20 protein-coding genes are annotated in these 21,810 nt (G+C 65.0%); 19 read left to right on the top strand and 1 reads right to left on the bottom strand.

Annotation, left to right across the window (positions count from 1 at the left end; translation table 11 throughout):
- Nucleotides 1-18: 18 nt before the first annotated feature.
- The 18 genes from A1D30_RS05490 (at nt 19) to hisD (ending at nt 19,798) form a co-directional block, all read left to right on the top strand.
- Nucleotides 19-648: a DUF1415 domain-containing protein gene (locus tag A1D30_RS05490; RefSeq protein WP_063459793.1), complete on the top strand. Its 630-nt coding sequence runs from the start codon at nt 19-21 to the stop codon at nt 646-648.
- The gene (locus A1D30_RS05495) at nt 645-1,589 is read left to right on the top strand and encodes an SAM-dependent methyltransferase (protein ID WP_082836341.1); all 945 of its coding nucleotides are present in this window, start codon (nt 645-647) and stop codon (nt 1,587-1,589) included. The genes A1D30_RS05490 and A1D30_RS05495 overlap by 4 nt, the downstream gene beginning before the upstream one ends.
- A gap of 99 nt (nt 1,590-1,688) precedes the next feature.
- Nucleotides 1,689-2,393, top strand: a complete 705-nt coding sequence (locus A1D30_RS05500; RefSeq protein ID WP_063459794.1) for a transposase — start codon at nt 1,689-1,691, stop codon at nt 2,391-2,393.
- A gap of 176 nt (nt 2,394-2,569) precedes the next feature.
- On the top strand, nt 2,570-7,303 hold the full coding sequence (locus tag A1D30_RS05505; RefSeq protein ID WP_063459795.1) for a glutamate synthase-related protein: 4,734 nt from the start codon (nt 2,570-2,572) through the stop codon (nt 7,301-7,303).
- Between the two features lie 48 nt (nt 7,304-7,351).
- Complete coding sequence (locus A1D30_RS05510) at nt 7,352-8,830, top strand: glutamate synthase subunit beta (protein ID WP_063459796.1); 1,479 nt, start codon at nt 7,352-7,354, stop codon at nt 8,828-8,830.
- Nucleotides 8,831-9,151: 321 nt separating this feature from the next.
- The gene (locus A1D30_RS05515; RefSeq protein WP_063459797.1) at nt 9,152-9,970 is read left to right on the top strand and encodes an ABC transporter ATP-binding protein; all 819 of its coding nucleotides are present in this window, start codon (nt 9,152-9,154) and stop codon (nt 9,968-9,970) included.
- Entirely contained in the window at nt 9,967-10,749 is a 783-nt protein-coding gene (gene mlaE / locus A1D30_RS05520) for a lipid asymmetry maintenance ABC transporter permease subunit MlaE (RefSeq protein ID WP_063459798.1), read from the top strand. Before A1D30_RS05515 ends, mlaE begins: the two co-directional genes overlap by 4 nt.
- Before the next feature lie 36 nt (nt 10,750-10,785).
- Nucleotides 10,786-11,274, top strand: coding sequence for an outer membrane lipid asymmetry maintenance protein MlaD (gene mlaD, locus A1D30_RS05525; RefSeq protein WP_063459799.1), 489 nt, complete (start codon nt 10,786-10,788; stop codon nt 11,272-11,274).
- A complete protein-coding gene (locus A1D30_RS05530; RefSeq protein WP_063459800.1) occupies nt 11,271-12,071 on the top strand; it encodes a VacJ family lipoprotein in 801 nt (266 codons plus the stop codon). The genes mlaD and A1D30_RS05530 overlap by 4 nt, the downstream gene beginning before the upstream one ends.
- Nucleotides 12,072-12,210: 139 nt before the next feature.
- A complete protein-coding gene (locus A1D30_RS05535; protein WP_063459900.1) occupies nt 12,211-12,861 on the top strand; it encodes an ABC transporter substrate-binding protein in 651 nt (216 codons plus the stop codon).
- Nucleotides 12,862-12,882: 21 nt separating this feature from the next.
- On the top strand, nt 12,883-13,155 hold the full coding sequence (locus tag A1D30_RS05540) for an STAS domain-containing protein (protein WP_063459801.1): 273 nt from the start codon (nt 12,883-12,885) through the stop codon (nt 13,153-13,155).
- Nucleotides 13,156-13,249: 94 nt separating this feature from the next.
- The gene (locus A1D30_RS05545) at nt 13,250-14,188 is read left to right on the top strand and encodes an ABC transporter ATP-binding protein (RefSeq protein ID WP_063459802.1); all 939 of its coding nucleotides are present in this window, start codon (nt 13,250-13,252) and stop codon (nt 14,186-14,188) included.
- On the top strand, nt 14,185-14,940 hold the full coding sequence (locus A1D30_RS05550; RefSeq protein WP_056060224.1) for an ABC transporter permease: 756 nt from the start codon (nt 14,185-14,187) through the stop codon (nt 14,938-14,940). The genes A1D30_RS05545 and A1D30_RS05550 overlap by 4 nt, the downstream gene beginning before the upstream one ends.
- Before the next feature lies 1 nt (nt 14,941).
- Nucleotides 14,942-15,184 (top strand): BolA/IbaG family iron-sulfur metabolism protein, encoded by a 243-nt coding sequence (locus tag A1D30_RS05555; RefSeq protein ID WP_063459803.1) that lies wholly within the window; start codon nt 14,942-14,944, stop codon nt 15,182-15,184.
- A gap of 105 nt (nt 15,185-15,289) precedes the next feature.
- The gene (gene murA / locus A1D30_RS05560) at nt 15,290-16,561 is read left to right on the top strand and encodes a UDP-N-acetylglucosamine 1-carboxyvinyltransferase (protein WP_063459804.1); all 1,272 of its coding nucleotides are present in this window, start codon (nt 15,290-15,292) and stop codon (nt 16,559-16,561) included.
- 168 nt (nt 16,562-16,729) lie between these two features.
- Nucleotides 16,730-17,371: an ATP phosphoribosyltransferase gene (hisG, locus tag A1D30_RS05565; protein ID WP_063459901.1), complete on the top strand. Its 642-nt coding sequence runs from the start codon at nt 16,730-16,732 to the stop codon at nt 17,369-17,371.
- A gap of 21 nt (nt 17,372-17,392) precedes the next feature.
- Nucleotides 17,393-18,406: a PDDEXK nuclease domain-containing protein gene (locus A1D30_RS05570; protein WP_063459805.1), complete on the top strand. Its 1,014-nt coding sequence runs from the start codon at nt 17,393-17,395 to the stop codon at nt 18,404-18,406.
- 9 nt (nt 18,407-18,415) lie between these two features.
- Complete coding sequence (gene hisD / locus A1D30_RS05575; RefSeq protein ID WP_063459806.1) at nt 18,416-19,798, top strand: histidinol dehydrogenase; 1,383 nt, start codon at nt 18,416-18,418, stop codon at nt 19,796-19,798.
- Here hisD and A1D30_RS05580 read toward each other — a convergent pair.
- Nucleotides 19,785-20,207 carry a DUF2917 domain-containing protein gene (locus tag A1D30_RS05580; RefSeq protein WP_063459807.1) on the bottom strand — a complete coding sequence of 141 codons (423 nt, stop codon included), beginning with the start codon at nt 20,205-20,207 and terminating at the stop codon, nt 19,785-19,787. The two genes, hisD and A1D30_RS05580, sit on opposite strands and share 14 nt — an antisense overlap.
- A gap of 152 nt (nt 20,208-20,359) precedes the next feature.
- Between A1D30_RS05580 and A1D30_RS05585 the strand changes: the two genes are divergently transcribed.
- A complete protein-coding gene (locus A1D30_RS05585) occupies nt 20,360-21,808 on the top strand; it encodes a PLP-dependent aminotransferase family protein (RefSeq protein ID WP_063459808.1) in 1,449 nt (482 codons plus the stop codon).
- The last annotated feature ends 2 nt before the right edge of the window (nt 21,809-21,810 follow it).

A 21,810-nucleotide genomic window follows, 5' to 3' on the forward strand; every position in this document is an offset into this window, starting at 1 on the left:
GTGCCTGCCAGCGCGCCTATGACTTCCACTTCCTCCATCGTCCCGATGGGCGCGCTCGATCCCGCAGCCCCGTTCATCCATGACACCGTGCGCTGGCTGGAGAAGGCTGTGATCGGGCTGAACCTGTGCCCGTTCGCCAAGGGCGTGCATGTGAAGGGGCAGGTCCACTACGCGGTGGCGCTGACCGACAACCCCGCTGCTGTGCTGGCGTTGTTGCGTGAAGAGCTTCTGGCCCTGCAGGGCATGCCTGCCGAGGTGCGCGACACAACGCTGCTGGTGCTGCCACACTGCTTGCAGGATTTCCTGGATTTCAATGACTTTCTCGGTGAGGCCGAGGATCTGCTGGAGACCCTGGGGCTGGACGGCACCCTGCAAATCGCCAGCTTCCACCCGCAGTTCCAGTTTGCGGGCACCGAGGTGGACGACGTGACCAATTGCACCAACCGTGCACCCTATCCCACGCTGCATCTGCTGCGCGAAGACAGCATCGACCGGGCCGTGGAGGTGTTCCCTGAGGCGGAAGCCATCTTTGAGCGGAACATGGAGGTGCTGGAGGGCTTGGGGATGGAGGGTTGGTTGGCGCTGGATGTGGGGCCGCACGTGGCGGGGCCTGGGGCGGTGCAGTCCGAGGGAGGGCGTGCGCAATGACGCAGAAGAAACCATCCCCCTCGCCGCGCGGAGCCGGTGGGGCGATCCGCAAGCAACAGTCCCAGGCCAATGCCCAGGCTGCAGAGCTGTCCGAGCTGCGGCCCGGGCAGTCGGTGGAGCTGCTCAAGGAGCTGCACATCCTCACGCGCGAGGGGCGGCTGAACCAGGACTCGCGGCGCAAGCTCAAGCAGGTGTACCACCTGTTCAACTTCATTGAGCCGTTGTTGTCGGAGCTTTCGGCCGACGGCAGTGGGCCGACCCTCGCAGACCATGGCGCGGGCAAGTCGTACCTGGGCTTCATCCTGTACGACCTGTATTTCAAGGCCCTGGGGCATGGCCATATCTATGGCGTCGAGACCCGGGCTGAGCTGGTCGACAAATCTCGCCTGCTCGCGCAGCGGCTGGGTTTTGGCCGCATGTCCTTCCTCAACCTGTCGGTGGCCGAATCGTCGGCAGCCGACGAGTTGCCTTTGCAGATCGATGTGGTCACGGCCCTGCATGCCTGCGACACGGCCACCGACGATGCCATTGCCTTTGGCCTGCAAAAGAAAGCCCGCGCCATGGTGCTGGTGCCTTGCTGCCAGGCCGAGATGGCCGCCTGTCTGCGCCAGGGCAAGGCCTTGCAGCTGGCGCGCACGCCCTTGGCCGAGCTGTGGCGGCACCCGCTGCACACCCGCGAACTCGGCAGCCAGGTGACCAATGTGCTGCGCTGCCTGTACCTGGAGGCCAGCGGTTACCAGGTGACGGTGACCGAGTTGGTGGGTTGGGAGCACAGCATGAAGAACGAACTCATCATCGCCCGCTACACCGGGCAGAAAAAGCGCAGCGCGGCTGAGCGCTTGCGCGCCATCCTGGTCGAGTTCGGGCTGGAGAGCGCCTTGGGGCCCCGTTTTGGGTTGGCGGTGGCTGCCGACGTGACAGAGGCTGCTGCTGCGGGCTGATTGCGTCACCCGTGTCTCAGCGGCGCGGCAGCGTGGCGGAGGTTTTGAAATTGGGGACGGGTCTATGATGGCGCACATTGCCTCCATCGACCCTCACCCATGGCCCGCCTTCCACGCCTGACCCTGCCAGGCCACCTGCACCACGTGATCCAGCGTGGCAACAACCGCCAGCCCATATTTCAGGACGGCGAAGACTTCCACACCATGCTCGCCTTGCTGGCAGACAACGCGCTCCAGCACGGGGTGGCTGTCCATGCCTATGTGCTCATGGACAACCACTTCCATCTGCTGGTCACCCCCTCATTGGCGGAGTCGCTGCCCCAGATGATGCAGGCGGTGGGGCGGCGCTATGTGCAGTATTTCAACCGCCGCCATGCGCGCACCGGCACCTTGTGGGAAGGGCGCTACCGGTCCACCGTGCTGCAGCCCGACAAGTACCTGCTGCCCTGCATGGTGTACCTGGACCTGAATCCGGTGAGGGCGGGGCTGGTGGCGAATGCGGCGGACTACCTCTGGTCCAGCCACGCCCACTGGCGGGGTGTACGCAACGACCGCCTGCTCACGCCCCATGCCTTGTACTGGGCGCTGGGCAACACGCCATTTGCCCGCGAGGCCGCCTATGCCGCATTGGTGCAGGCGGGAATCGGCTCGCAGGAGCAGGCGGCTCTCACGGCTTCGGCCCTGAGCGGATGGGCCCTGGGCGACGCAGATTTCATCGAGGGGTTGCAAAAACAGACACCCCGCCGGGTGGTGGCGGGGCAGGCCGGACGGCCAAAGAGCGTGAAAAAATCAGAGGAAAAATAGGCTTCTTCGCGCTTCTGTATTGGCTTTATTGCTATTTAACTTGATATGTCCCTAATAAAATATCAAACTGAGATGCTAGGTTATTAAAAGGAATCTGACCCTAATTAATGTGCTTGCCAAATCATGTTGCAATGCACTAATCTCCCACTCCCTGCGAAAAATATGAGGAGTGCGCCATGACCACGGCTGCCGAGATCCAGCATCTGCAACAACACGGTTTGTATTCATCGGGTAACGAACACGACGCCTGCGGCCTCGGGTTTGTGGCCCACATCAAGGGTGTGAAGCGCCACGACATCGTGACGCAGGCCCTGAAGATCCTGGAAAACATCGACCACCGTGGCGCCGTGGGGGCCGACCCCCTGATGGGCGACGGCGCGGGCATCCTTATCCAGATCCCCGACGCGCTGTACCGCGAAGAGATGGCCAAGCAGGGCATCACGCTGCCCGCCGCTGGCGAATACGGCGTGGGCATGATCTTCCTGCCCAAGGAGCACGCCTCCCGCCTGGCCTGCGAGCAGGAGATGGAGCGCGCCATCAAGGCCGAAGGCCAGGTGCTGCTGGGCTGGCGCGATGTGCCGGTCAATGTGGACATGCCCATGTCCCCCACCGTGCGCAAGAAGGAACCCATCCTGCGCCAGGTCTTCATCGGCCGTGGCAACGACGTGATCGTGCAGGACGCGCTGGAGCGCAAGCTGTACGTGATCCGCAAGACGGCCAGCGCCAACATCCAGGCGCTCAAGCTCAAGCACAGCAAGGAATATTACGTTCCATCCATGTCCAGCCGCACCGTGGTCTACAAGGGCCTGCTGCTGGCCGACCAGGTGGGCGTGTACTACAAGGATCTGTCCGACGAGCGTTGCATTTCGGCCATCGGCCTGGTGCACCAGCGCTTCTCCACCAACACCTTCCCCGAGTGGCCGCTGGCCCACCCCTACCGCTACGTGGCGCACAACGGTGAAATCAACACCGTCAAGGGCAACTACAACTGGATGAAGGCGCGCGAAGGCGTGATGGCCTCGCCCGTGCTCGCGGCCGACCTGCAAAAGCTCTACCCCATCAGCTTCGCCGACCAGTCCGACACCGCCACGTTCGACAACTGCCTCGAACTGCTGACCATGGCCGGCTACCCCATCAGCCAGGCCGTGATGATGATGATCCCCGAGCCGTGGGAGCAGCACACCACCATGGACGAGCGCCGCCGCGCCTTCTATGAATACCACGCTGCCATGCTGGAGCCCTGGGACGGCCCCGCCTCTATCGTGTTCACCGACGGCCGCCAGATCGGCGCCACGCTGGACCGCAACGGCCTGCGCCCATCGCGCTACTGCATCACCGACGACGATCTGGTCATCATGGGTTCCGAGTCGGGTGTGCTGCCCGTGCCCGAGAACAAGATCGTGCGCAAGTGGCGCCTGCAGCCCGGCAAGATGTTCCTGATCGACCTGGAACAAGGCCGCATGATCGACGACGAGGAGCTGAAAGCCAACGTTGTCAACACCAAGCCCTACAAGCAGTGGATCGAGAACCTGCGCATCAAGCTCGACAGCATCGAAGCCGGTGCCCAGGCCGCTGCACCCCAGGCCGCTGACCTGCCTCTGCTGGATCGCCAGCAGGCCTTTGGCTACACCCAGGAGGACATCAAGTTCCTGATGGCGCCCATGGCCAAGAACGGCGAAGAAGGCATCGGCTCCATGGGCAACGACAGCCCGCTGGCCGTTCTGTCGGGCAAGAACAAGCCGCTGTACAACTACTTCAAGCAGCTGTTCGCCCAGGTGACGAACCCGCCGATCGACCCGATCCGCGAAGCCATCGTGATGTCGCTCAACAGCTTCATCGGCCCCAAGCCCAACCTGCTGGACATCAACCAGGTCAACCCACCGATGCGGCTCGAAGTGAGCCAGCCCGTGCTCGACTTCGCCGACATGGCCAAGCTGCGCGACATTGAAAAGTACACGCAAGGCAAGTTCAAGAGCGCGACCATCGACATCACCTACCCCCTGGACTGGGGCCGTGAAGGCGTGGAAGCCAAGCTCGCCTCGCTGTGCGCACAGGCCGTGGACGCCATCAAGGGCGGTGCCAACATCCTGATCATCAGCGACCGCGCCGTGAGCGCCACACAAGTGGCCATCCCCGCGCTGCTGGCGCTGTCTGCCATCCACCAGCACCTGGTGGGTGCAGGCCTGCGCACCACGGCGGGCCTGGTGGTCGAAACCGGCACGGCGCGCGAAGTGCACCACTTTGCCGTGCTGGCGGGCTACGGCGCCGAGGCCGTGCACCCCTACCTCGCCATGGAAACCCTGGCCGAGATGCACAAGGACCTGGGCGGCGACCTGTCGGCCGACAAGGCCATCTACAACTACGTCAAGGCGATCGGCAAGGGCCTGTCCAAGATCATGTCCAAGATGGGCGTGAGCACGTACATGTCCTACTGCGGCGCCCAGCTGTTCGAGGCCATCGGCCTGAACACGGAAACCGTGAGCAAGTACTTCACCGGCACCGCCAGCCGCGTGGAAGGTATCGGCGTGTTCGAGATCGCTGAAGAAGCCATCCGCATGCACAAGGCCGCATTTGGTGATGACCCTGTGCTCGAAACCATGCTGGACGCCGGTGGCGAATACGCCTGGCGCGCCCGCGGCGAAGACCACATGTGGACGCCGGACGCGATTGCCAAGCTGCAGCACAGCACGCGCGCTAACAACTGGAACACGTACAAGGAATACGCCCAGATCATCAACGACCAGAGCAAGCGCCACATGACGCTGCGCGGCCTGTTCGAGTTCAAGATCGATCCTTCCAAGGCGATCTCGATCGACGAGGTCGAACCTGCCAAGGACATCGTCAAGCGTTTTGCCACCGGCGCCATGTCGCTGGGCTCCATCTCCACCGAGGCGCACGCCACGCTGGCTGTGGCCATGAACCGCATCGGCGGCAAGAGCAACACCGGTGAGGGCGGCGAAGACGCGGCCCGCTACCGCAACGAACTCAAGGGCATCCCGATCAAGAAGGGCGACACCCTGAAGAGCGTGATCGGCGCCGAGAACGTCGAAGTCGATCTGCCTCTGCTGGACGGCGATTCGCTGCGCAGCCGCATCAAGCAGGTGGCCTCGGGCCGCTTTGGTGTGACGGCCGAATACCTGTCGTCGGCCGACCAGATCCAGATCAAGATGGCCCAGGGCGCCAAGCCCGGCGAAGGCGGCCAGCTGCCGGGTGGCAAGGTCTCCAACTACATCGGCAAGCTGCGCCACAGCGTGCCCGGTGTGGGCTTGATCTCGCCCCCGCCGCACCACGACATCTACTCCATCGAGGATTTGGCCCAGCTGATCCACGATCTGAAGAACGTGGCACCACACGCCGGTATCAGCGTCAAGCTGGTGTCCGAAGTGGGCGTGGGCACCATCGCCGCCGGTGTGGCCAAGTGCAAGAGCGACCACGTCGTGATCGCCGGGCATGACGGCGGCACGGGTGCATCGCCCTGGTCGTCCATCAAGCACGCGGGCGGTCCGTGGGAAATCGGCCTGGCCGAAACCCAGCAGACCCTGGTGTTGAACCGCCTGCGCGGCCGCATCCGCGTGCAGGCCGACGGCCAGATGAAGACCGGCCGCGACGTCGCCATCGGCGCGCTGCTGGGCGCGGACGAGTTCGGCTTTGCCACGGCTCCGCTGGTGGTGGAAGGCTGCATCATGATGCGCAAGTGCCACCTGAACACCTGCCCCGTGGGCGTGGCCACGCAGGACCCTGAGCTGCGCAAGAAGTTCTCGGGCAAGCCCGAGCATGTGGTGAACTACTTCTTCTTCATCGCCGAAGAAGTGCGCCAGATCATGGCCCAGCTGGGCATCAAGAAGTTCGACGACCTGATCGGCCGTACCGACCTGCTCGACACCCGCCAGGGCCTGGAGCACTGGAAGGCACGTGGCCTGGACTTCAGCCGCCTGTTTGCCCAGCCCAATGTGCCTGTCGATGTGCCGCGCTTCCATGTGGACGTGCAAGACCACAACATCGAGCACACGCTGGACCGCAAGCTCATCGAGCGCAGCAAGCCCGCCATCGACAAGGGCGAGCGCGTGCAGTTCATCGAAGTGGCCCGCAACGTGAACCGCTCTGTGGGCGCCATGCTCTCCGGGGCCGTGACGCGTGCCCACCCTGAGGGCCTGCCGGATGACACCATCCGCATCCAGCTCGAAGGCACGGGCGGCCAGTCGTTCGGTGCGTTCCTCACACGCGGCATCACGCTGTACCTGATCGGCGATGCCAACGACTACACGGGCAAGGGCCTGTCGGGTGGCCGAGTGGTGGTGCGCCCCAGCATCGACTTCCGGGGCGACGCGGTGCGCAACACCATCGTGGGCAACACGGTGATGTACGGCGCCACCACGGGCGAGGCCTTCTTCAGCGGCGTGGCCGGCGAACGCTTTGCCGTGCGCCTGTCGGGTGCCACGGCAGTGGTGGAAGGCACGGGCGACCACGGTTGTGAATACATGACCGGCGGCACCGTGCTGGTGCTGGGCAAGACCGGCCGTAACTTTGCGGCGGGCATGAGCGGCGGTGTCGCCTATGTCTACGACGAAGATGGCCAGTTCGACACGCGCTGCAACATGTCCATGGTCACGCTGGAGCGCATCCTGCCCGCCTCGGAGCAAGAAGCCACAGTGCCACGTTCGATTTGGCACAGCGGCCAGACCGACGAGGCCCAGCTCAAGAAGCTGCTGGAGGACCACAACCGCTGGACGGGCAGCAAGCGCGCGCGCGAACTGCTGGACAACTGGGCGGCATCGCGCGGCAAGTTTGTCAAGGTCTTCCCGACCGAGTACAAACGTGCCCTGTCTGAAATTTATGAGCGAAAAGTGCTGGAAGAGTCCGCTACACCTGCGGTAGCTGCTCCCAAAAAAGAAGCGGCACCGGCCAAGTAAGGCCCCGCCGCAGACCTTCGCACAGCATTCATAGACAAGGACACCGTCATGGGAAAAACTACTGGCTTCATGGAATACGAGCGCATCGAAGAGGGCTACAAGCCCGTGCCCGAGCGCTTGAAGCACTACAAGGAATTTGTCATCGGGCTCGACAGCGCCCAGGCCAAGGTGCAGGGCGCGCGCTGCATGGACTGCGGCACACCGTTCTGTAACAGCGGCTGCCCGGTCAACAACATCATTCCGGACTTCAACGATCTGGTGTACCACCAGGACTGGAAGAGCGCGATCGAGGTGCTGCACAGCACCAACAACTTCCCCGAGTTCACGGGCCGCATCTGCCCTGCACCGTGCGAGGCAGCCTGCGTGCTCAACGTGAACGACGACGCCGTGGGCATCAAGTCCATCGAGCACGCGATCATCGACCGCGCCTGGGAAGAGGGCTGGGTCAAGCCCCGCCCCGCCAAGCACCAGACGGGCAAGAAGGTCGCCGTGGTGGGCTCGGGCCCCGCAGGCATGGCCGCAGCCCAGCAACTGGCGCGCGCGGGCCACAGCGTCACGCTGTTTGAAAAGAATGACCGCGTGGGCGGCCTGCTGCGCTACGGCATCCCTGACTTCAAGATGGAGAAGTCGCACATCGACCGCCGCGTGAAGCAGCTCGAAGCCGAAGGTGTGGTCATCCGCACCAGCGTGTTTGTGGGCGCCGCCAAGGACGGCCTGGGCAAGGATTCCAAGGTCACCAACTGGGCCAAGGAAACCATCACGCCCGAGCAGTTGAACAAGGAGTTCGACGCCGTGTTGCTCACCGGTGGCGCCGAGCAATCGCGCGACCTGCCTGTGCCCGGCCGCGACCTCGATGGCATCCACTTCGCCATGGAGTTCCTGCCCCAGCAGAACAAGGTCAATGCGGGCGACAAGCTCAAGGGCCAGATCCTGGCCACGGGCAAGCATGTCATCGTGATCGGTGGCGGCGACACCGGCAGCGACTGCGTGGGCACCAGCAACCGCCATGGCGCGGCCAGCGTGACCCAGTTCGAGGTGATGCCCCAGCCCCCAGAAGTGGAAAACCGCCCCCTGACCTGGCCTTACTGGCCGCTCAAGCTGCGCACCAGCTCCAGCCACGACGAAGGCTGCGTGCGCGAGTTCGCGATCTCCACCAAGGAGTTCACGGGCGAGAAGGGCAAGGTCAAGAGCCTGACCACCGTGCAGGTCGAGTTCAAGGACGGCAAGCTGGTCGAGATCGCTGGCACCGAAAAGCACTATCAGGCCGACCTGGTGCTGCTGGCCATGGGTTTTGTGAGCCCCGTGGCCGCCGTGCTTGACGCCTTTGGCGTGGACAAGGATGCCCGTGGCAACGCCCGCGCCACCACCGAGTTCGATGGCGGCTATGCCACCAACGTGCCCAAGGTGTTTGCTGCTGGCGACATCCGCCGGGGCCAGTCGCTGGTGGTCTGGGCCATCCGCGAAGGCCGCCAGGCCGCGCGCGCGGTGGACGAGTTCCTCATGGGCTACTCGGACCTGCCCCGCTGATCACCTGCAACGGGTTCAAGCAAAAGCGGCGCCTGTGGCGCCGCTTTTTTTGGGGCTTTTTGCTACGGGGCCACCCTGTGACTTCCGGGGTAAAACCATGGGGCCCGCTGCTCATGTGCTTTGTTGGCACAATCGGGAGTCCTGTCAATTCGGGGTTGCCTCTGTCTTGGGGCCGCTGCGGCCACCGCGCCCCGTGCCAATTTTTACAAACATGCGTGAATGTATGTTTGTGTCTTCGGCTACCATCGCGGCTCGCTTCCCCCGGGGGCGTGCTGGATGCTGCGTGCGCAGGTCCCGGATTTCCACCAACCCTTTTCTTGCATGCCCGAGCCGTCCTTCCTCGCTGAACTGCGCAACGTCACCTTTTCCTACGGTGACCGCGCCATCCTGCGCGACGTTTCGCTCTCGGTGCCACGGGGCAAGGTCACGGCGCTCATGGGGGCCTCGGGCGGTGGCAAGACCACGGTGCTGCGCCTGATTGGCGGGCAGCAGAAGGCCCAGAGCGGCCAGGTGCTGTTTGATGGTCGGGACGTGGGGCGCATGGATGTTTCTGCCCTGTATGCAGCGCGTCGGCGCATGGGCATGTTGTTCCAGTTCGGTGCGCTGTTCACCGACCTCAGCGTGTTCGAGAACGTGGCCTTTCCGCTGCGCGAGCACACCGACCTGTCCGAAGCCCTGATCCGCGACGTGGTGCTGATGAAGCTGCATGCCGTGGGCCTGCGTGGCGCGCGCGATCTGGCGCCCAGCCAGATATCGGGCGGCATGGCCCGCCGCGTGGCCCTGGCCCGCGCGATTGTGCTGGACCCGGAGCTGGTCATGTACGACGAGCCCTTTGCGGGCCTGGACCCCATCTCGCTGGGCACGGCGGCCCAGTTGATCCGCCAGCTCAATGACGCCATGGGCCTGACCAGCATCATCGTTTCGCACGATCTGGAGGAAACCTTCCGGCTCGCGGACCACGTGATCATCCTGGGCGAGGGCGTGGTGGCGGCCCAGGGCACGCCCGACGAGGTGCGCGCCAGCCGCGACCCGCTGGTGCACCAGTTTGTGAATGCCCTGCCTGCGGGGCCCGTGCCGTTCCACTACCCGTCGCCAGACCCTGCCCAGGACTTTGGGCCCGCGGGAGGGCGCAGTTCATGAGCTGGTACAAGCCTTCGGATGTGGGCTTTGCCGTGCGCCAGCAACTGGCGGACATTGGTTGGGGCGCACGCCTGTTTTTCCGGCTGCTGCGGCTGGCCGGGGCGACCTTTCTGCGGCCCGGGCTGGTGCGCGACCAGATCCATTTTCTGGGCAACTATTCGCTGGCCATCGTTGCGGTGTCGGGCCTGTTCGTGGGTTTTGTGCTGGGGCTGCAGGGCTACTACACGCTGCAGCGTTATGGGTCTTCCGAGGCCCTGGGCCTGCTGGTGGCGTTGAGCCTGGTGCGCGAGCTGGGACCCGTGGTCACGGCGCTGCTGTTTGCGGGCCGCGCGGGCACCTCGCTCACGGCCGAGATTGGCCTGATGCGCGCGGGCGAGCAATTGAGCGCTATGGAGATGATGGCCGTGGACCCGGTGCAGCGCATCCTGGCGCCGCGCTTCTGGGCCGGGGTGATCACCATGCCGTTGTTGGCGGCGGTGTTCAGCGCGGTGGGCATCATCGGCGGCTGGGTGGTGGGCGTGCTCATGATCGGCATCGACCCCGGGGCCTTCTGGAGCCAGATGCAGGGCGGGGTGGATGTCTGGAAAGACCTGGGCAACGGCGTGCTCAAAAGTGTGGTCTTCGGCTTCACCGTGACCTTTGTGGCACTTTTGCAGGGCTTTGTGGCCAAGCCCACGCCCGAGGGCGTTTCGCGCGCCACCACACGCACGGTGGTCATGGCGTCCCTGGCGGTGCTGGCGCTGGACTTTGTGCTCACGGCCCTGATGTTCAGTATCTGACGCTGGCGAAGCTGGCGCGGGAAGGAATCCAAGACAATGCAACGTTCAAAAAACGATTTCTGGGTGGGGCTCTTTGTGATGCTGGGCACGGTGGCGCTGGTGTTTCTGGCGCTGCAGTCGGCCAACCTGCTGACCCTGAACTTCCAGCCGGGCTACCAGATCACGGCGCGCTTTGACAACATTGGCGGCCTCAAGCCCCAGGCGGCGGTGCGCAGCGCCGGTGTGGTGGTGGGGCGGGTACAGGCGATTACCTTTGATGACAAGACCTACCAAGCGCGGGTGACGCTGGCGATGGAAAACCGCTACGCTTTCCCTAAGGACAGCTCGCTCAAGATCCTCACCAGCGGCCTGCTGGGTGAGCAGTACATCGGCATCGAAGCGGGTGCGGACGAGAAAAACCTGGCGGCGGGCGACATGGTCACGGCGACCCAGTCGGCCGTGGTGCTGGAAAACCTCATCGGACAATTTCTTTACAGCAAGGCCGAAGACGGCAGCAAACCTGCTGGGACAGGTGGCAAAAAATGACGAACTCTCACGATACAACTCCGCCCCCCCACGCAGCACGCGGGGCTTTGGCCGCGCGCCTGGTGGCCTGTCTGGGGCTTTTGCTGGGTGCTGCGCTGCTGACGGGCTGCGCCACGGTGGCCAACCCCGATCCGCGCGACCCGCTGGAGTCCTACAACCGCAGCATGACCAACTTCAATGAGCATGTGGATGCGATGGTGCTCAAGCCGGTGGCGATTGCCTACAAGGACGTAACGCCTGCGCCCGTGCGCACCGGGGTGAGCAACTTCTTTGCGAACCTGGGCGATGTGTGGTCGTTTGTGAACAACGTGCTGCAGCTGCGTGGCGAAGCCGCCGCCTCTACGTTCATGCGGGTGAATGTGAACACCCTCATGGGCATTGGCGGTGTGCTGGACATTGCCAGCGAGCTGGGTATCGACCGCTACAAGCAGGATTTCGGCCTGACACTGGGCTACTGGGGTATGGGCACCGGCCCGTACCTCGTGCTGCCCATCCTGGGGCCTTCCACGGTGCGTGACACCCTGGCCCTGCCGGTGGACATGAAGGGCAACGTGGTGAGCTACGTGGACCCGGTCTCGGCACGCAATTCGCTCTATGCGCTGCGCATTGTGGACACGCGGGCCAACCTGCTGCGTGCCAGCTCGGTGCTCGACAGCGCGGCGCTGGACAAATACAGCTTCACGCGCGATGTGTTCTTGCAGGTGCGCAGCCAGCAGGCAGGTACGCCGTTCAATGGCGACGACAAGAACGACAGCGATGGCAGCAACGGCGTCCTGCCCGAAGAGCCGCCGCGCTGAGGCGCCGGGCCCCTGCGCCTGCAGGCGCGGCCCGTGTTGCACTTGCTTGCAACCCGCAACTGCAGCGACGCATGCGGGGCCGCCATGGCCACCACAATGATTTGACGGGCACCAGCCCGCACCGATGAAAGCCAAGAACATGATGAACCGACGTACCCTGGGGCGCAGTGCCCTGAGCCTGGCTGCCGCCATGGCCCTGTCGCTGGGCCTGTCCGCACCGGCCCTGGCAGCGGATGAAGCCCCCGATGCGCTGATCAAGCGCCTGTCTACCGATGTGCTCTCCACCGTCAAGGCCGACAAGGCCATCCAGGGCGGCGATCTGTCCAGGGTGATCGCGCTGGTGGACAAGACCGTCATGCCCAACGTCAACTTCCGCCGCATGACGGCTGCGGCCGTGGGCCCCGGCTGGCGCCAAGCCACGCCCGAGCAGCAAAAGCGCCTGCAGGAAGAGTTCAAGATCCTGCTGGTACGCACCTACGCCGGTGCGCTGGCCCAGGTCAACGACCAGACGATCCAGGTCAAGCCCCTGCGGGCGGCGGCCGAAGACAAGGACGTGCTGGTGCGCACCGAAATCGTGGGCCGGGGCGACCCCATCCAGCTCGACTACCGGCTGGAAAAGACCCCTGGCGACGGCGCAGGCTGGAAAATCTACAACCTCAATGTGCTGGGCGTGTGGCTGGTCGAAACCTACCGGGGCCAGTTTGCCCAGGAAATCAACGCCAAGGGCATCGACGGCCTGATCGAGACCCTGGTGGCGCGCAACAAGACCAACACCTCGGCCAAAGGCTGAGGCGGTGTGACCCATTCCGCCATGCTGGTACTGCCCCACGAACTTACCCACCGCCAGGCCACGGCCTGCCTGCAGATGCTGTTGCAGGGCCTGCGTGTGCACCGTGAGACGGGGGTGGTGGTGGACGCGAGCGCCATGGCGGTGTTTGACAGCTCGGCGCTGGCGGTGCTGCTGGAATGCCGACGCGAGGCGCTCTCGGTGGGCAAGACCTTTGCCGTGCAGGGCCTGCCCACGGCGCTGCGCGGCATGGCGGGTTTGTATGGTGTGGGCACCTTGCTCACGCCGGTGTCCTGAAGCAGGTTTAGAGTCTCGGCACCGAGGGCGCACAGGCTGCTGCCCGCCCCCTCACCAACGCGGTTCAAGGCAAGGCCGTAAAATCGATGGCTTCATGCCCGCAGTCTCCTTCCAAGCCATCTCCAAGACCTTTGCCACGCCCAAAGGCCCTTTTCAGGCACTGAACCAGGTCAACCTGGACATTGAGGAGGGCGAGTTCTTCGGGCTCCTCGGCCCCAACGGCGCCGGTAAAACCACCCTGATCAGCATCCTCGCCGGCCTGGCGCGTGCCAGCAGCGGCCGCGTGCTGGTGCAGGGCAGCGACGTGCAGGCCCAGTATGCCGATGCCCGCCGCAAGCTGGGCATCGTGCCGCAAGAGCTGGTGTTCGACCCCTTCTTCAATGTGCGCGAGGCGCTGCGCATCCAGTCCGGCTACTTCGGCGTGAAGAACAACGACGCCTGGATCGACGAGCTGTTGGAGAACCTGGGCCTGGCCGACAAGGCCAACGCCAACATGCGCCAGCTGTCGGGCGGCATGAAGCGCCGTGTGCTGGTGGCGCAGGCGCTGGTGCACAAACCGCCCATCATCGTGCTGGATGAGCCCACAGCGGGCGTGGATGTGGAGCTGCGCCAGACCCTGTGGCACTTCATCGCCCGCCTGAACAAGGAAGGGCACACCGTGCTGCTCACCACCCACTACCTTGAAGAAGCCGAAGCCCTGTGTGGCCGCATTGCGATGCTCAAGGCCGGGCAGGTGGTGGCGCTCAACCGCACGTCTGAGCTGCTCAAGGCGGCTTCGGGCAGCGTGCTGCAGTTCAAGACCGACACGGTGCTGCCGCCTCCGCTGTCCGCAGTGGCGCGTGTCACCGGCCGCATCGTCCAACTGCCTGCGCACGACGCGGCAGAGATTGAAAACCACCTGGCTGCCTTGCGCTTGGGCGGGGTCGAGGTGCAGGACATGGAGATCCGCCGACCTGATCTGGAGGATGTGTTTTTGCAGGTGATGTCCGGTACGTCGGTGTCGAACATTCCACTGGAGGGTGTTGCGCTATGACCGGCTGGCAGACGCTTTTTTATAAAGAAGTGCTGCGTTTCTGGAAGGTCAGCTTCCAGACCGTGGCCGCGCCGGTGCTCACGGCCGTGTTGTACCTGCTGATCTTCGGCCACGTGCTTGAAGACCATGTGAAGGTCTACGACCGCATCAGCTACACCGCCTTCCTGGTGCCCGGCCTCGTGATGATGAGCGTGCTGCAGAACGCGTTTGCCAACAGCTCGTCGAGCATCATCCAGAGCAAGATCATGGGCAGCCTGGTGTTTGTGCTGCTCACGCCGCTGTCGCACTGGGCGTGGTTCTGCGCTTATGTGGGTTCGTCCATCGTGCGCGGTCTGGTGGTGGGGCTGGGCGTGTTCATAGTCACGCTGGCGTTTGCGCGGCCCGAGTTTGCGGCGCCTCTGTGGATTCTGGCGTTTGCCCTGCTGGGGGCGGCGCTGCTGGCCACGCTGGGGTTGATTGCAGGGCTCTGGGCCGACAAGTTCGACCAGATGGCTGCGTTCCAGAACTTCATCATCGTGCCCATGACCTTCCTGTCGGGCGTGTTCTATTCGATCCAGTCGCTGCCGCCGTTCTGGCAGGCCGTGAGCCACCTCAACCCGTTTTTCTACATGATCGACGGTTTCCGCTACGGCTTCTTCGGCCAGAGCGACACATCGCCCTGGCTCAGCCTGGGCATCGTGGGCATCGCCTGGCTAGCCGTGAGCGCGCTGGCCGTGCACCTCTTGCGCACGGGCTACAAGATTCGGAATTGACATGACCGCTGACCAACTCAAAGAAATCATCACCGCTGGCCTGGCCTGCGAACACATCACGCTCGAAGGCGATGGACGCCACTGGTACGCCACCATCGTTTCGGCCGAGTTCGAGGGCAAGCGCGCCATCCAGCGCCACCAGCGGGTGTACGCCACGCTGGGCGCGAAAATGCACACCGACGAAGTGCATGCGCTGTCGATGAAAACCTTCACCCCCGCCGAGTGGGCGGCGCAGGCGCAGTAAGTACGCAGCGCAGCGCGCCGTATTGATTGCTCATATTTTTATAGCTATCAGCGCATGATGGACGCGCGGTAGAGCCCATTTTTATTCATATTCTGGTTATCTGACATGGACAAACTCCTGATTCGCGGCGGACGCAGCTTGCAGGGCGAGGTGCTGGTATCCGGCGCCAAGAACGCCGCCTTGCCGGAGTTGTGCGCCGCCTTGCTCACGGCCGAACCCGTGACCCTTCTCAACGTGCCCCAGCTGCAGGATGTGAGCACCATGCTCAAGCTCATCCGCAACATGGGCGTGGCGGCCGAGCGTGCCGACGACGGCACGGTGCGCATTGATGCCAGCGGTCTGAACACGCCCGAGGCGCCGTACGAGCTGGTCAAGACCATGCGCGCCTCGGTGTTGGCGCTGGGCCCGCTGCTGGCCCGCTTTGGCGAGGCCACGGTGTCCCTGCCCGGCGGCTGCGCCATCGGCTCGCGCCCGGTGGACCAGCACATCAAGGGCCTGGCTGCCATGGGCGCCGAGATCGTGGTCGAACACGGCTACATGATCGCCAAGCTGCCTGCAGGCTGGACTCGCCTCAAGGGCGCGCGCATCACCACCGACATGGTGACGGTGACGGGCACCGAGAACTTCCTCATGGCCGCTGCGCTGGCCGAGGGTGAGACGGTGCTCGAAAACGCCGCACAGGAGCCCGAGATTTCGGACCTGGCCGAGATGCTGATCGCCATGGGCGCCCAGATCGAAGGCCACGGCACCAGCCGCATCCGCATCCAGGGCGTGGACAAGCTGCACGGCTGCACGCACCGCGTGGTGGCCGACCGCATCGAAGCAGGCACCTTTTTGTGCGCCGTGGCAGCCACGGGCGGCGATGTGACGCTGCGCCATGGCCGCGCCGACCACCTGGACGCTGTGATCGAGAAGCTGCGCGAAGCCGGTGCCGATGTGCAGGCGGTGGAAAGCGGCATCCGCGTGAAGAGCCCGGGCGGCGCCACGCTCAGGGCCCAGGGCTTTCGCACCACCGAATACCCGGGCTTCCCCACCGACATGCAGGCGCAATTCATGGCGCTCAACTGCATCGCCCAGGGCACGGCCACGGTGACCGAGACGATTTTTGAAAACCGCTTCATGCACGTTAACGAGCTGGTGCGTCTGGGGGCCAAGATCCAGACCGATGGCAAGGTGGCGGTCATCGAAGGCGTGCCACGCCTGTCGGGCGCCACCGTGATGGCCACCGACCTGCGCGCCTCCGCCAGCCTCGTCATCGCAGGCCTGGTGGCCGACGGCGAAACCGTGGTGGACCGCATCTACCACCTGGACCGTGGCTACGACTGCATGGAAGCCAAACTGCGTGGCCTGGGTGCCGACATCGAGCGAGTGGCATGAAGAACAACCCCCTGAGCGGCTTCGCCGCTTCCCCCTTCTCTCACGCTGCGCGTGGGAAGGGGGACGCCGCCAGTGCGGCGGGGCGGCCCTTGCACGGCGGCACTCGCTTGCGGCGCGCCGGTTTCAAGAGCGCAGGGCAAAACGACGAATATCGGAGTAAATGAAATGATGATCACCCTGGCGCTTTCCAAGGGCCGCATCTTTGACGAAACCCTGCCCCTGCTGGCCGCAGCCGGCATCGAGGTGCTGGAAGACCCCGAAAAGTCGCGCAAACTCATCCTGCCCACCAACCAGCCCAATGTGCGTGTGGTGCTGGTGCGTGCCACCGACGTGCCCACGTATGTGGAATACGGCGGTGCCGACATCGGCGTGACGGGCAAGGACACCCTCATCGAACACGGTGGCCAGGGCCTGTACCAGCCGCTGGACCTGCAGATCGCCAAGTGCCGCGTGAGCGTGGCCGTGCGCAACGACTTCGACTACGAACGTGCCGTGAAGCAGGGCGCGCGCCTGAAGGTCGCCACCAAATACACCAGCATCGCTCGCGACTTCTTCGCGACCAAGGGTGTGCACGTGGACATGGTCAAGCTCTACGGCAGCATGGAATTGGCGCCGCTGACCGGCCTGGCCGATGCGATCGTCGATCTGGTCTCCACCGGCAACACGCTCAAGGCCAACCATCTGGTGGAGGTCGAGCGCATCATGGACATCAGCTCCTACCTGGTTGTGAACCAGGCCGCGCTCAAGCTCAAGCAGGCGCCGCTGCGGCGCATCATCGATGCGTTTGCGGGTGCTATTCCCAAAAACTGAACCCTGCCCCCACCCAACGCCGTGACGAGCGTCCCGCAGCAGCCCGCCGATTTCGCTGACATCGCGCGCCTGATCGCCGCGAGCCGGCAGCAGGCCGTGCAGGCGGTCAACACGCTGCTGGTCGAGCTGTACTGGCAGATCGGCGAGCGCATCAGCCGCAAGATTGCCGCGGCCGAGTGGGGCGATGGGGTGGTGGCACAACTGGCGGGGTATCTGGCGCAAACGCAGCCGGGGCTGCGTGGTTTTACCCGCCGCAACCTGTTCAGGATGCGGCATTTCTACGAGGCCTATCCCGCCCGCGAAATTGTGTCAGCGCTGCTGACACAATTGCCCTGGACGCACCACCTCATCATTCTGGGCCAAAGCAAACGGCCCGAAGAACGCGAGTTCTACCTGCGCCTGGCGGCGCAGGAGAAGTGGAGCAGCCGAGAGCTGGAGCGGCAGTTCAAAACCGCCTTGTTCGAGCGCACCGTGCTTCATCCCACAAAAGTGTCAGCACTGGCGAGACAAATTCACCCCGATGTGGCTGGCATCTTCAAAGACAGCTACGTCGTCGAATTTCTGGGCCTGCCCACGGGCCACGCCGAAGCAGATCTGCACCAAAGCCTGCTCGCAAGGCTCAAGGACTTCCTGATCGAGCTGGGCCGCGACTTCTGCTTTGTCGGCAGCGAATACCCGCTGCAAGTCGGCGGACGCGACTTCGCGCTCGACCTGCTGTTCTTCCACCGCGGCCTCAACAGCTTGGTCGCCATCGAACTGAAGGTCGGCCGCTTCGAGCCCGAATACCTGGGCAAGCTCAACTTCTACCTCGAAGCACTCGACCGCGACGTCAAGAAGCCCCACGAGCGCCCCGCCATCGGCGTGCTGCTGTGCGCGAGCAAAGACGACGAAGTGGTCGAATACGCTTTGAGCCGCAGCACTTCGCCGGCCTTGATTGCTGAATACCAGACGCAACTGCCCGACAAAGCCCTGCTGCGGGCCAAGCTGCATGAGTTCTACCTGCAGAACACGCAGCCGGACGACGCCACCGACTGAAGAATGACTATGAAATCAATAGCTGCCCCCGCTTACCTGTCAACGGCTGATGCCGATTTTGAGAAAAAATTTCAGCAGTGCCTGCACTGGTCTGCCGACACCGACGCCGCCATCGAGCAGCGCGTGGCCGACATCCTGGCCGACGTGCAAAAGCGCGGCGATGCGGCCGTGCTGGAGTACACCGCCCGCTTCGACGGCCTCAGCGCCCCCAACATGGCGGCGCTGGAGCTGACCCAGGCCGACTTCAAGGCCGCGTTCGACGCCATTCCGCAGGCCCAGCGCGACGCGCTGCAGGCCGCTGCCAAGCGCGTGCGCAGCTACCACGAGGCGCAGAAAAAAGCTTCGGGCGAAAGCTGGAGCTACCGGGATGAAGATGGCACCCTGCTGGGCCAGAAGGTCACGCCCCTGGACCGTGTGGGCATCTACGTGCCCGGCGGCAAGGCCGCTTACCCGTCCAGCCTGCTGATGAACGCCATCCCGGCCCACGTGGCGGGCGTGCAGGAAATCATCATGGTTGTGCCCACCCCCGTGCGTGGCAGCGTCGCGACGGGTGGAACGGGCGAGGGCACCTCGACGAAGGGCGAGCGCAACGAGCTGGTGCTGGCCGCCGCCTATGTGGCCGGTGTCACCCGCGCTTTCACCATCGGCGGCGCACAGGCCGTGGCTGCACTGGCCTATGGCACGGCCACCGTACCCAAGGTGGACAAGATCACCGGCCCGGGCAACGCCTACGTGGCCAGCGCCAAGAAACGTGTGTTCGGCACGGTGGGCATCGACATGATCGCGGGCCCGAGCGAAATCCTGGTGCTGGCCGACGGCAGCACGCCGCCCGACTGGGTGGCGATGGACCTGTTCAGCCAGGCCGAGCACGACGAGCTGGCCCAGAGCATCCTGCTGTGCCCTGACGCCGCCTACCTCGACGCCGTGCAGCGCGAGATCGACCGCCTGCTGCCCACCATGCCGCGTGCCGAGATCATCGCCAAGAGCCTGACCGGCCGCGGTGCGCTGATCCTCACCAAGGACATGGAAGAGGCCTGTGCGATCAGCAACCGCATCGCACCCGAGCATTTGGAAGTGAGCAGCACCGACCCGCACCGCTGGGAGCCGCTGCTGCGCCACGCAGGGGCGATCTTCCTGGGGGCCTACACCTCCGAAAGCCTGGGCGACTACTGCGCAGGCCCCAACCACGTGCTGCCCACCAGCGGCACGGCACGCTTCTCGTCGCCCCTGGGCGTGTACGACTTCCAGAAGCGCAGCAGCCTCATCGAGGTGAGCGAGGCGGGTGCTCAGGTGCTTGGAAAAATCGCTGCCGAGCTGGCCTATGGCGAGGGCCTGCAGGCCCACGCGCAGGCGGCAGAGATGCGCTTGACCACGCCGGTCAAGCCGCGCTGATCGCGCCCCGGGGCAGGGTGCCCTGTGCGGGTGCCGTTGCCTTGGGCTGAGGGGCTGCGACGGGTGCAGAGGGTGTTGGCGGATAAGCAGCACCTGCCACTGCCCGGTGCTGCGCCCAGCTCAGCCGTGCAGGCCGGTGGCCTTCGGCGCTCACCCGCAGCCGCACCGGGCCGGTGAACGACAGGCGCTGCCCGGCTTCCAGAAAATAATCTTCCAGCAGACCATCACAAGTCACCCAGACGCGGCCCTGTTCGACTTCGAGCAGGGCGATCTCGCCCGCGCGGAAGTCCAGCACCTGGACGGCCTGCAGCGGCGGCAGGGGCTGGCGCTTCCATTGCAGGGTGAGGGGCACCGCAGGCTGGGCGGGGAGCGTGGGCGACGGTGGGGTGGGGGTGTGCAGCGTGTTCATGCCTTCACTGTGCGGCCAGGGCGCGCGTGGCGCTACGGACAGGCATGCAGGACCTGGTCCAGTACAGACCGGCTGTACTGGTCATCTGTACTGTATGGGCTGCATCTGCTCTGTACTGGCTATTTGCCTGGCTGCCAGTACAGAATGCAGCCATGGCCACCGATGACGCTCTTCCGCTTTATCTCCAGATCGCCGAGCAGTTGGCGCAGCTGATCCGCAACGGCACGTTGGCGCGCGGCGAGAAGCTGCCGTCGGTGCGCGAGCTGGCGCGCCAGCACGGCGTGGCGCAGACCACCGTGGTGCAGGCCTACCACTGGCTCGAAGATGCCCGCCTGATCACGGCCCGCCCGCGCTCCGGCTTTTTTGTGGCGGCGCGGCCGGTGAGCCTGCCCGAGCCCAGCACACCGCGCCCCATGCGCCGCCCGCGCGAGGTGTCGGTGGACTGGCTGGGGCAGCGCATCCTGGGCCGCAACCAGCCGGAGGACATGCTTTCGTTCAGCAGCGGCACACCAGGCCCCGAGCTGTTCAACCCCGACCGCGTGCGCCGCGCCGTGGTGCGTGCGGTCCAGCGCCACCGCAATCTGCTGTGCACCTACCCCAGCTCGGCGGGCCATGTGGATGCGCGCCGCGCCCTGGCGCGCTACGCCGTCAGCCTGGGCTGCAGCCTGGACCCCGAGAACATCGTGATCACTGGGGGCTGCATGGACGGCATTGCGCTGTGCCTGCGCGCCGTGACCCAGCCAGGCGACGTGGTGGCGCTGGAGTCGCCCACGCATTTTTCGTTTCTGGAGGTGCTGCAGGGCCTGCACCTCAAGGCGCTGGAGATTCCCACCCACCCGCGCAACGGCCTGTCGCTGGATGCGCTGCAGCTTGCACTGGACACCCAGCCGGTCAAGGCCGTGATGGTGGTGCCCACGCTCAGCAACCCGCTGGGCAGCTGCATGCCCCAGGCCGAGCGCAAGCGCCTGGCGCAGATGGCGGCGCGGCACGGCATGGCGGTGATCGAGGATGCGATCTACAACGACCTGGCGGAGGTGGACGAGATGCGCCGCACCGTCAAGTCGTACGACACCACGGGCCATGTGATGCTGTGCGACTCGTTCTCCAAGACGCTGGCGCCGGGCCTGCGCCTGGGCTGGCTGGAGGCGGGCCGCTGGACGGACAAGGTGCGTGCCATCAAGGACCTGCAGGCGGGTGGGCAGTCGGCCGTGCTGGAGCTGGCGCTGGCCGACCTCATCACCCAGGCGGGCCATGCGGCCGCCATGCGCCAGCTGCATGCGGGTGTGGCGGCCCGCATGGACGAGGCGCGCCGGGTGATTGCCGCGCATTTCCCGCAGGGCACGCGCGTGAGCGACCCGCCCGGCGGCCTGCTGCTGTGGCTGGAGCTGCCCCGCGCGCTGGATTCGGTGCAACTGCACGAGGCCTGCCTGGCCCAGCAGATCCTGATCGCCCCGGGCACGGTGTTCAGCACCAGCGGGCGGTTCCGCAACTGCCTGCGCATCGGCGTGGGTGGCGACTGGTCGCCCGCGCACCTGGAGGCGCTGCGCACCGTGGGCGACATGGCCACGCGCATGCTGCAGGGGCAGCGGCAGGCCGCCTGATT

Origin of the sequence: Acidovorax sp. GW101-3H11 (genome assembly GCF_001633105.1) — a bacterium.
Lineage (GTDB): Bacteria > Pseudomonadota > Gammaproteobacteria > Burkholderiales > Burkholderiaceae_C > Acidovorax.

What these genes read in the sequence shown, in the direction of transcription:
- A1D30_RS05490 (WP_063459793.1), top strand. Translation starts at nt 19, where the DNA reads ATGACTTCCACTTCCTCCATCGTCCCGATGGGCGCGCTCGATCCCGCA.
- A1D30_RS05495 (WP_082836341.1), top strand. Translation starts at nt 645, where the DNA reads ATGACGCAGAAGAAACCATCCCCCTCGCCGCGCGGAGCCGGTGGGGCG.
- A1D30_RS05500 (WP_063459794.1), top strand. Translation starts at nt 1,689, where the DNA reads ATGGCCCGCCTTCCACGCCTGACCCTGCCAGGCCACCTGCACCACGTG.
- A1D30_RS05505 (WP_063459795.1), top strand. Translation starts at nt 2,570, where the DNA reads ATGACCACGGCTGCCGAGATCCAGCATCTGCAACAACACGGTTTGTAT.
- A1D30_RS05510 (WP_063459796.1), top strand. Translation starts at nt 7,352, where the DNA reads ATGGGAAAAACTACTGGCTTCATGGAATACGAGCGCATCGAAGAGGGC.
- A1D30_RS05515 (WP_063459797.1), top strand. Translation starts at nt 9,152, where the DNA reads ATGCCCGAGCCGTCCTTCCTCGCTGAACTGCGCAACGTCACCTTTTCC.
- mlaE (WP_063459798.1), top strand. Translation starts at nt 9,967, where the DNA reads ATGAGCTGGTACAAGCCTTCGGATGTGGGCTTTGCCGTGCGCCAGCAA.
- mlaD (WP_063459799.1), top strand. Translation starts at nt 10,786, where the DNA reads ATGCAACGTTCAAAAAACGATTTCTGGGTGGGGCTCTTTGTGATGCTG.
- A1D30_RS05530 (WP_063459800.1), top strand. Translation starts at nt 11,271, where the DNA reads ATGACGAACTCTCACGATACAACTCCGCCCCCCCACGCAGCACGCGGG.
- A1D30_RS05535 (WP_063459900.1), top strand. Translation starts at nt 12,211, where the DNA reads ATGATGAACCGACGTACCCTGGGGCGCAGTGCCCTGAGCCTGGCTGCC.
- A1D30_RS05540 (WP_063459801.1), top strand. Translation starts at nt 12,883, where the DNA reads ATGCTGGTACTGCCCCACGAACTTACCCACCGCCAGGCCACGGCCTGC.
- A1D30_RS05545 (WP_063459802.1), top strand. Translation starts at nt 13,250, where the DNA reads ATGCCCGCAGTCTCCTTCCAAGCCATCTCCAAGACCTTTGCCACGCCC.
- A1D30_RS05550 (WP_056060224.1), top strand. Translation starts at nt 14,185, where the DNA reads ATGACCGGCTGGCAGACGCTTTTTTATAAAGAAGTGCTGCGTTTCTGG.
- A1D30_RS05555 (WP_063459803.1), top strand. Translation starts at nt 14,942, where the DNA reads ATGACCGCTGACCAACTCAAAGAAATCATCACCGCTGGCCTGGCCTGC.
- murA (WP_063459804.1), top strand. Translation starts at nt 15,290, where the DNA reads ATGGACAAACTCCTGATTCGCGGCGGACGCAGCTTGCAGGGCGAGGTG.
- hisG (WP_063459901.1), top strand. Translation starts at nt 16,730, where the DNA reads ATGATCACCCTGGCGCTTTCCAAGGGCCGCATCTTTGACGAAACCCTG.
- hisD (WP_063459806.1), top strand. Translation starts at nt 18,416, where the DNA reads ATGAAATCAATAGCTGCCCCCGCTTACCTGTCAACGGCTGATGCCGAT.
- A1D30_RS05580 (WP_063459807.1), bottom strand. Translation starts at nt 20,207, where the DNA reads ATGAACACGCTGCACACCCCCACCCCACCGTCGCCCACGCTCCCCGCC.
- A1D30_RS05585 (WP_063459808.1), top strand. Translation starts at nt 20,360, where the DNA reads ATGGCCACCGATGACGCTCTTCCGCTTTATCTCCAGATCGCCGAGCAG.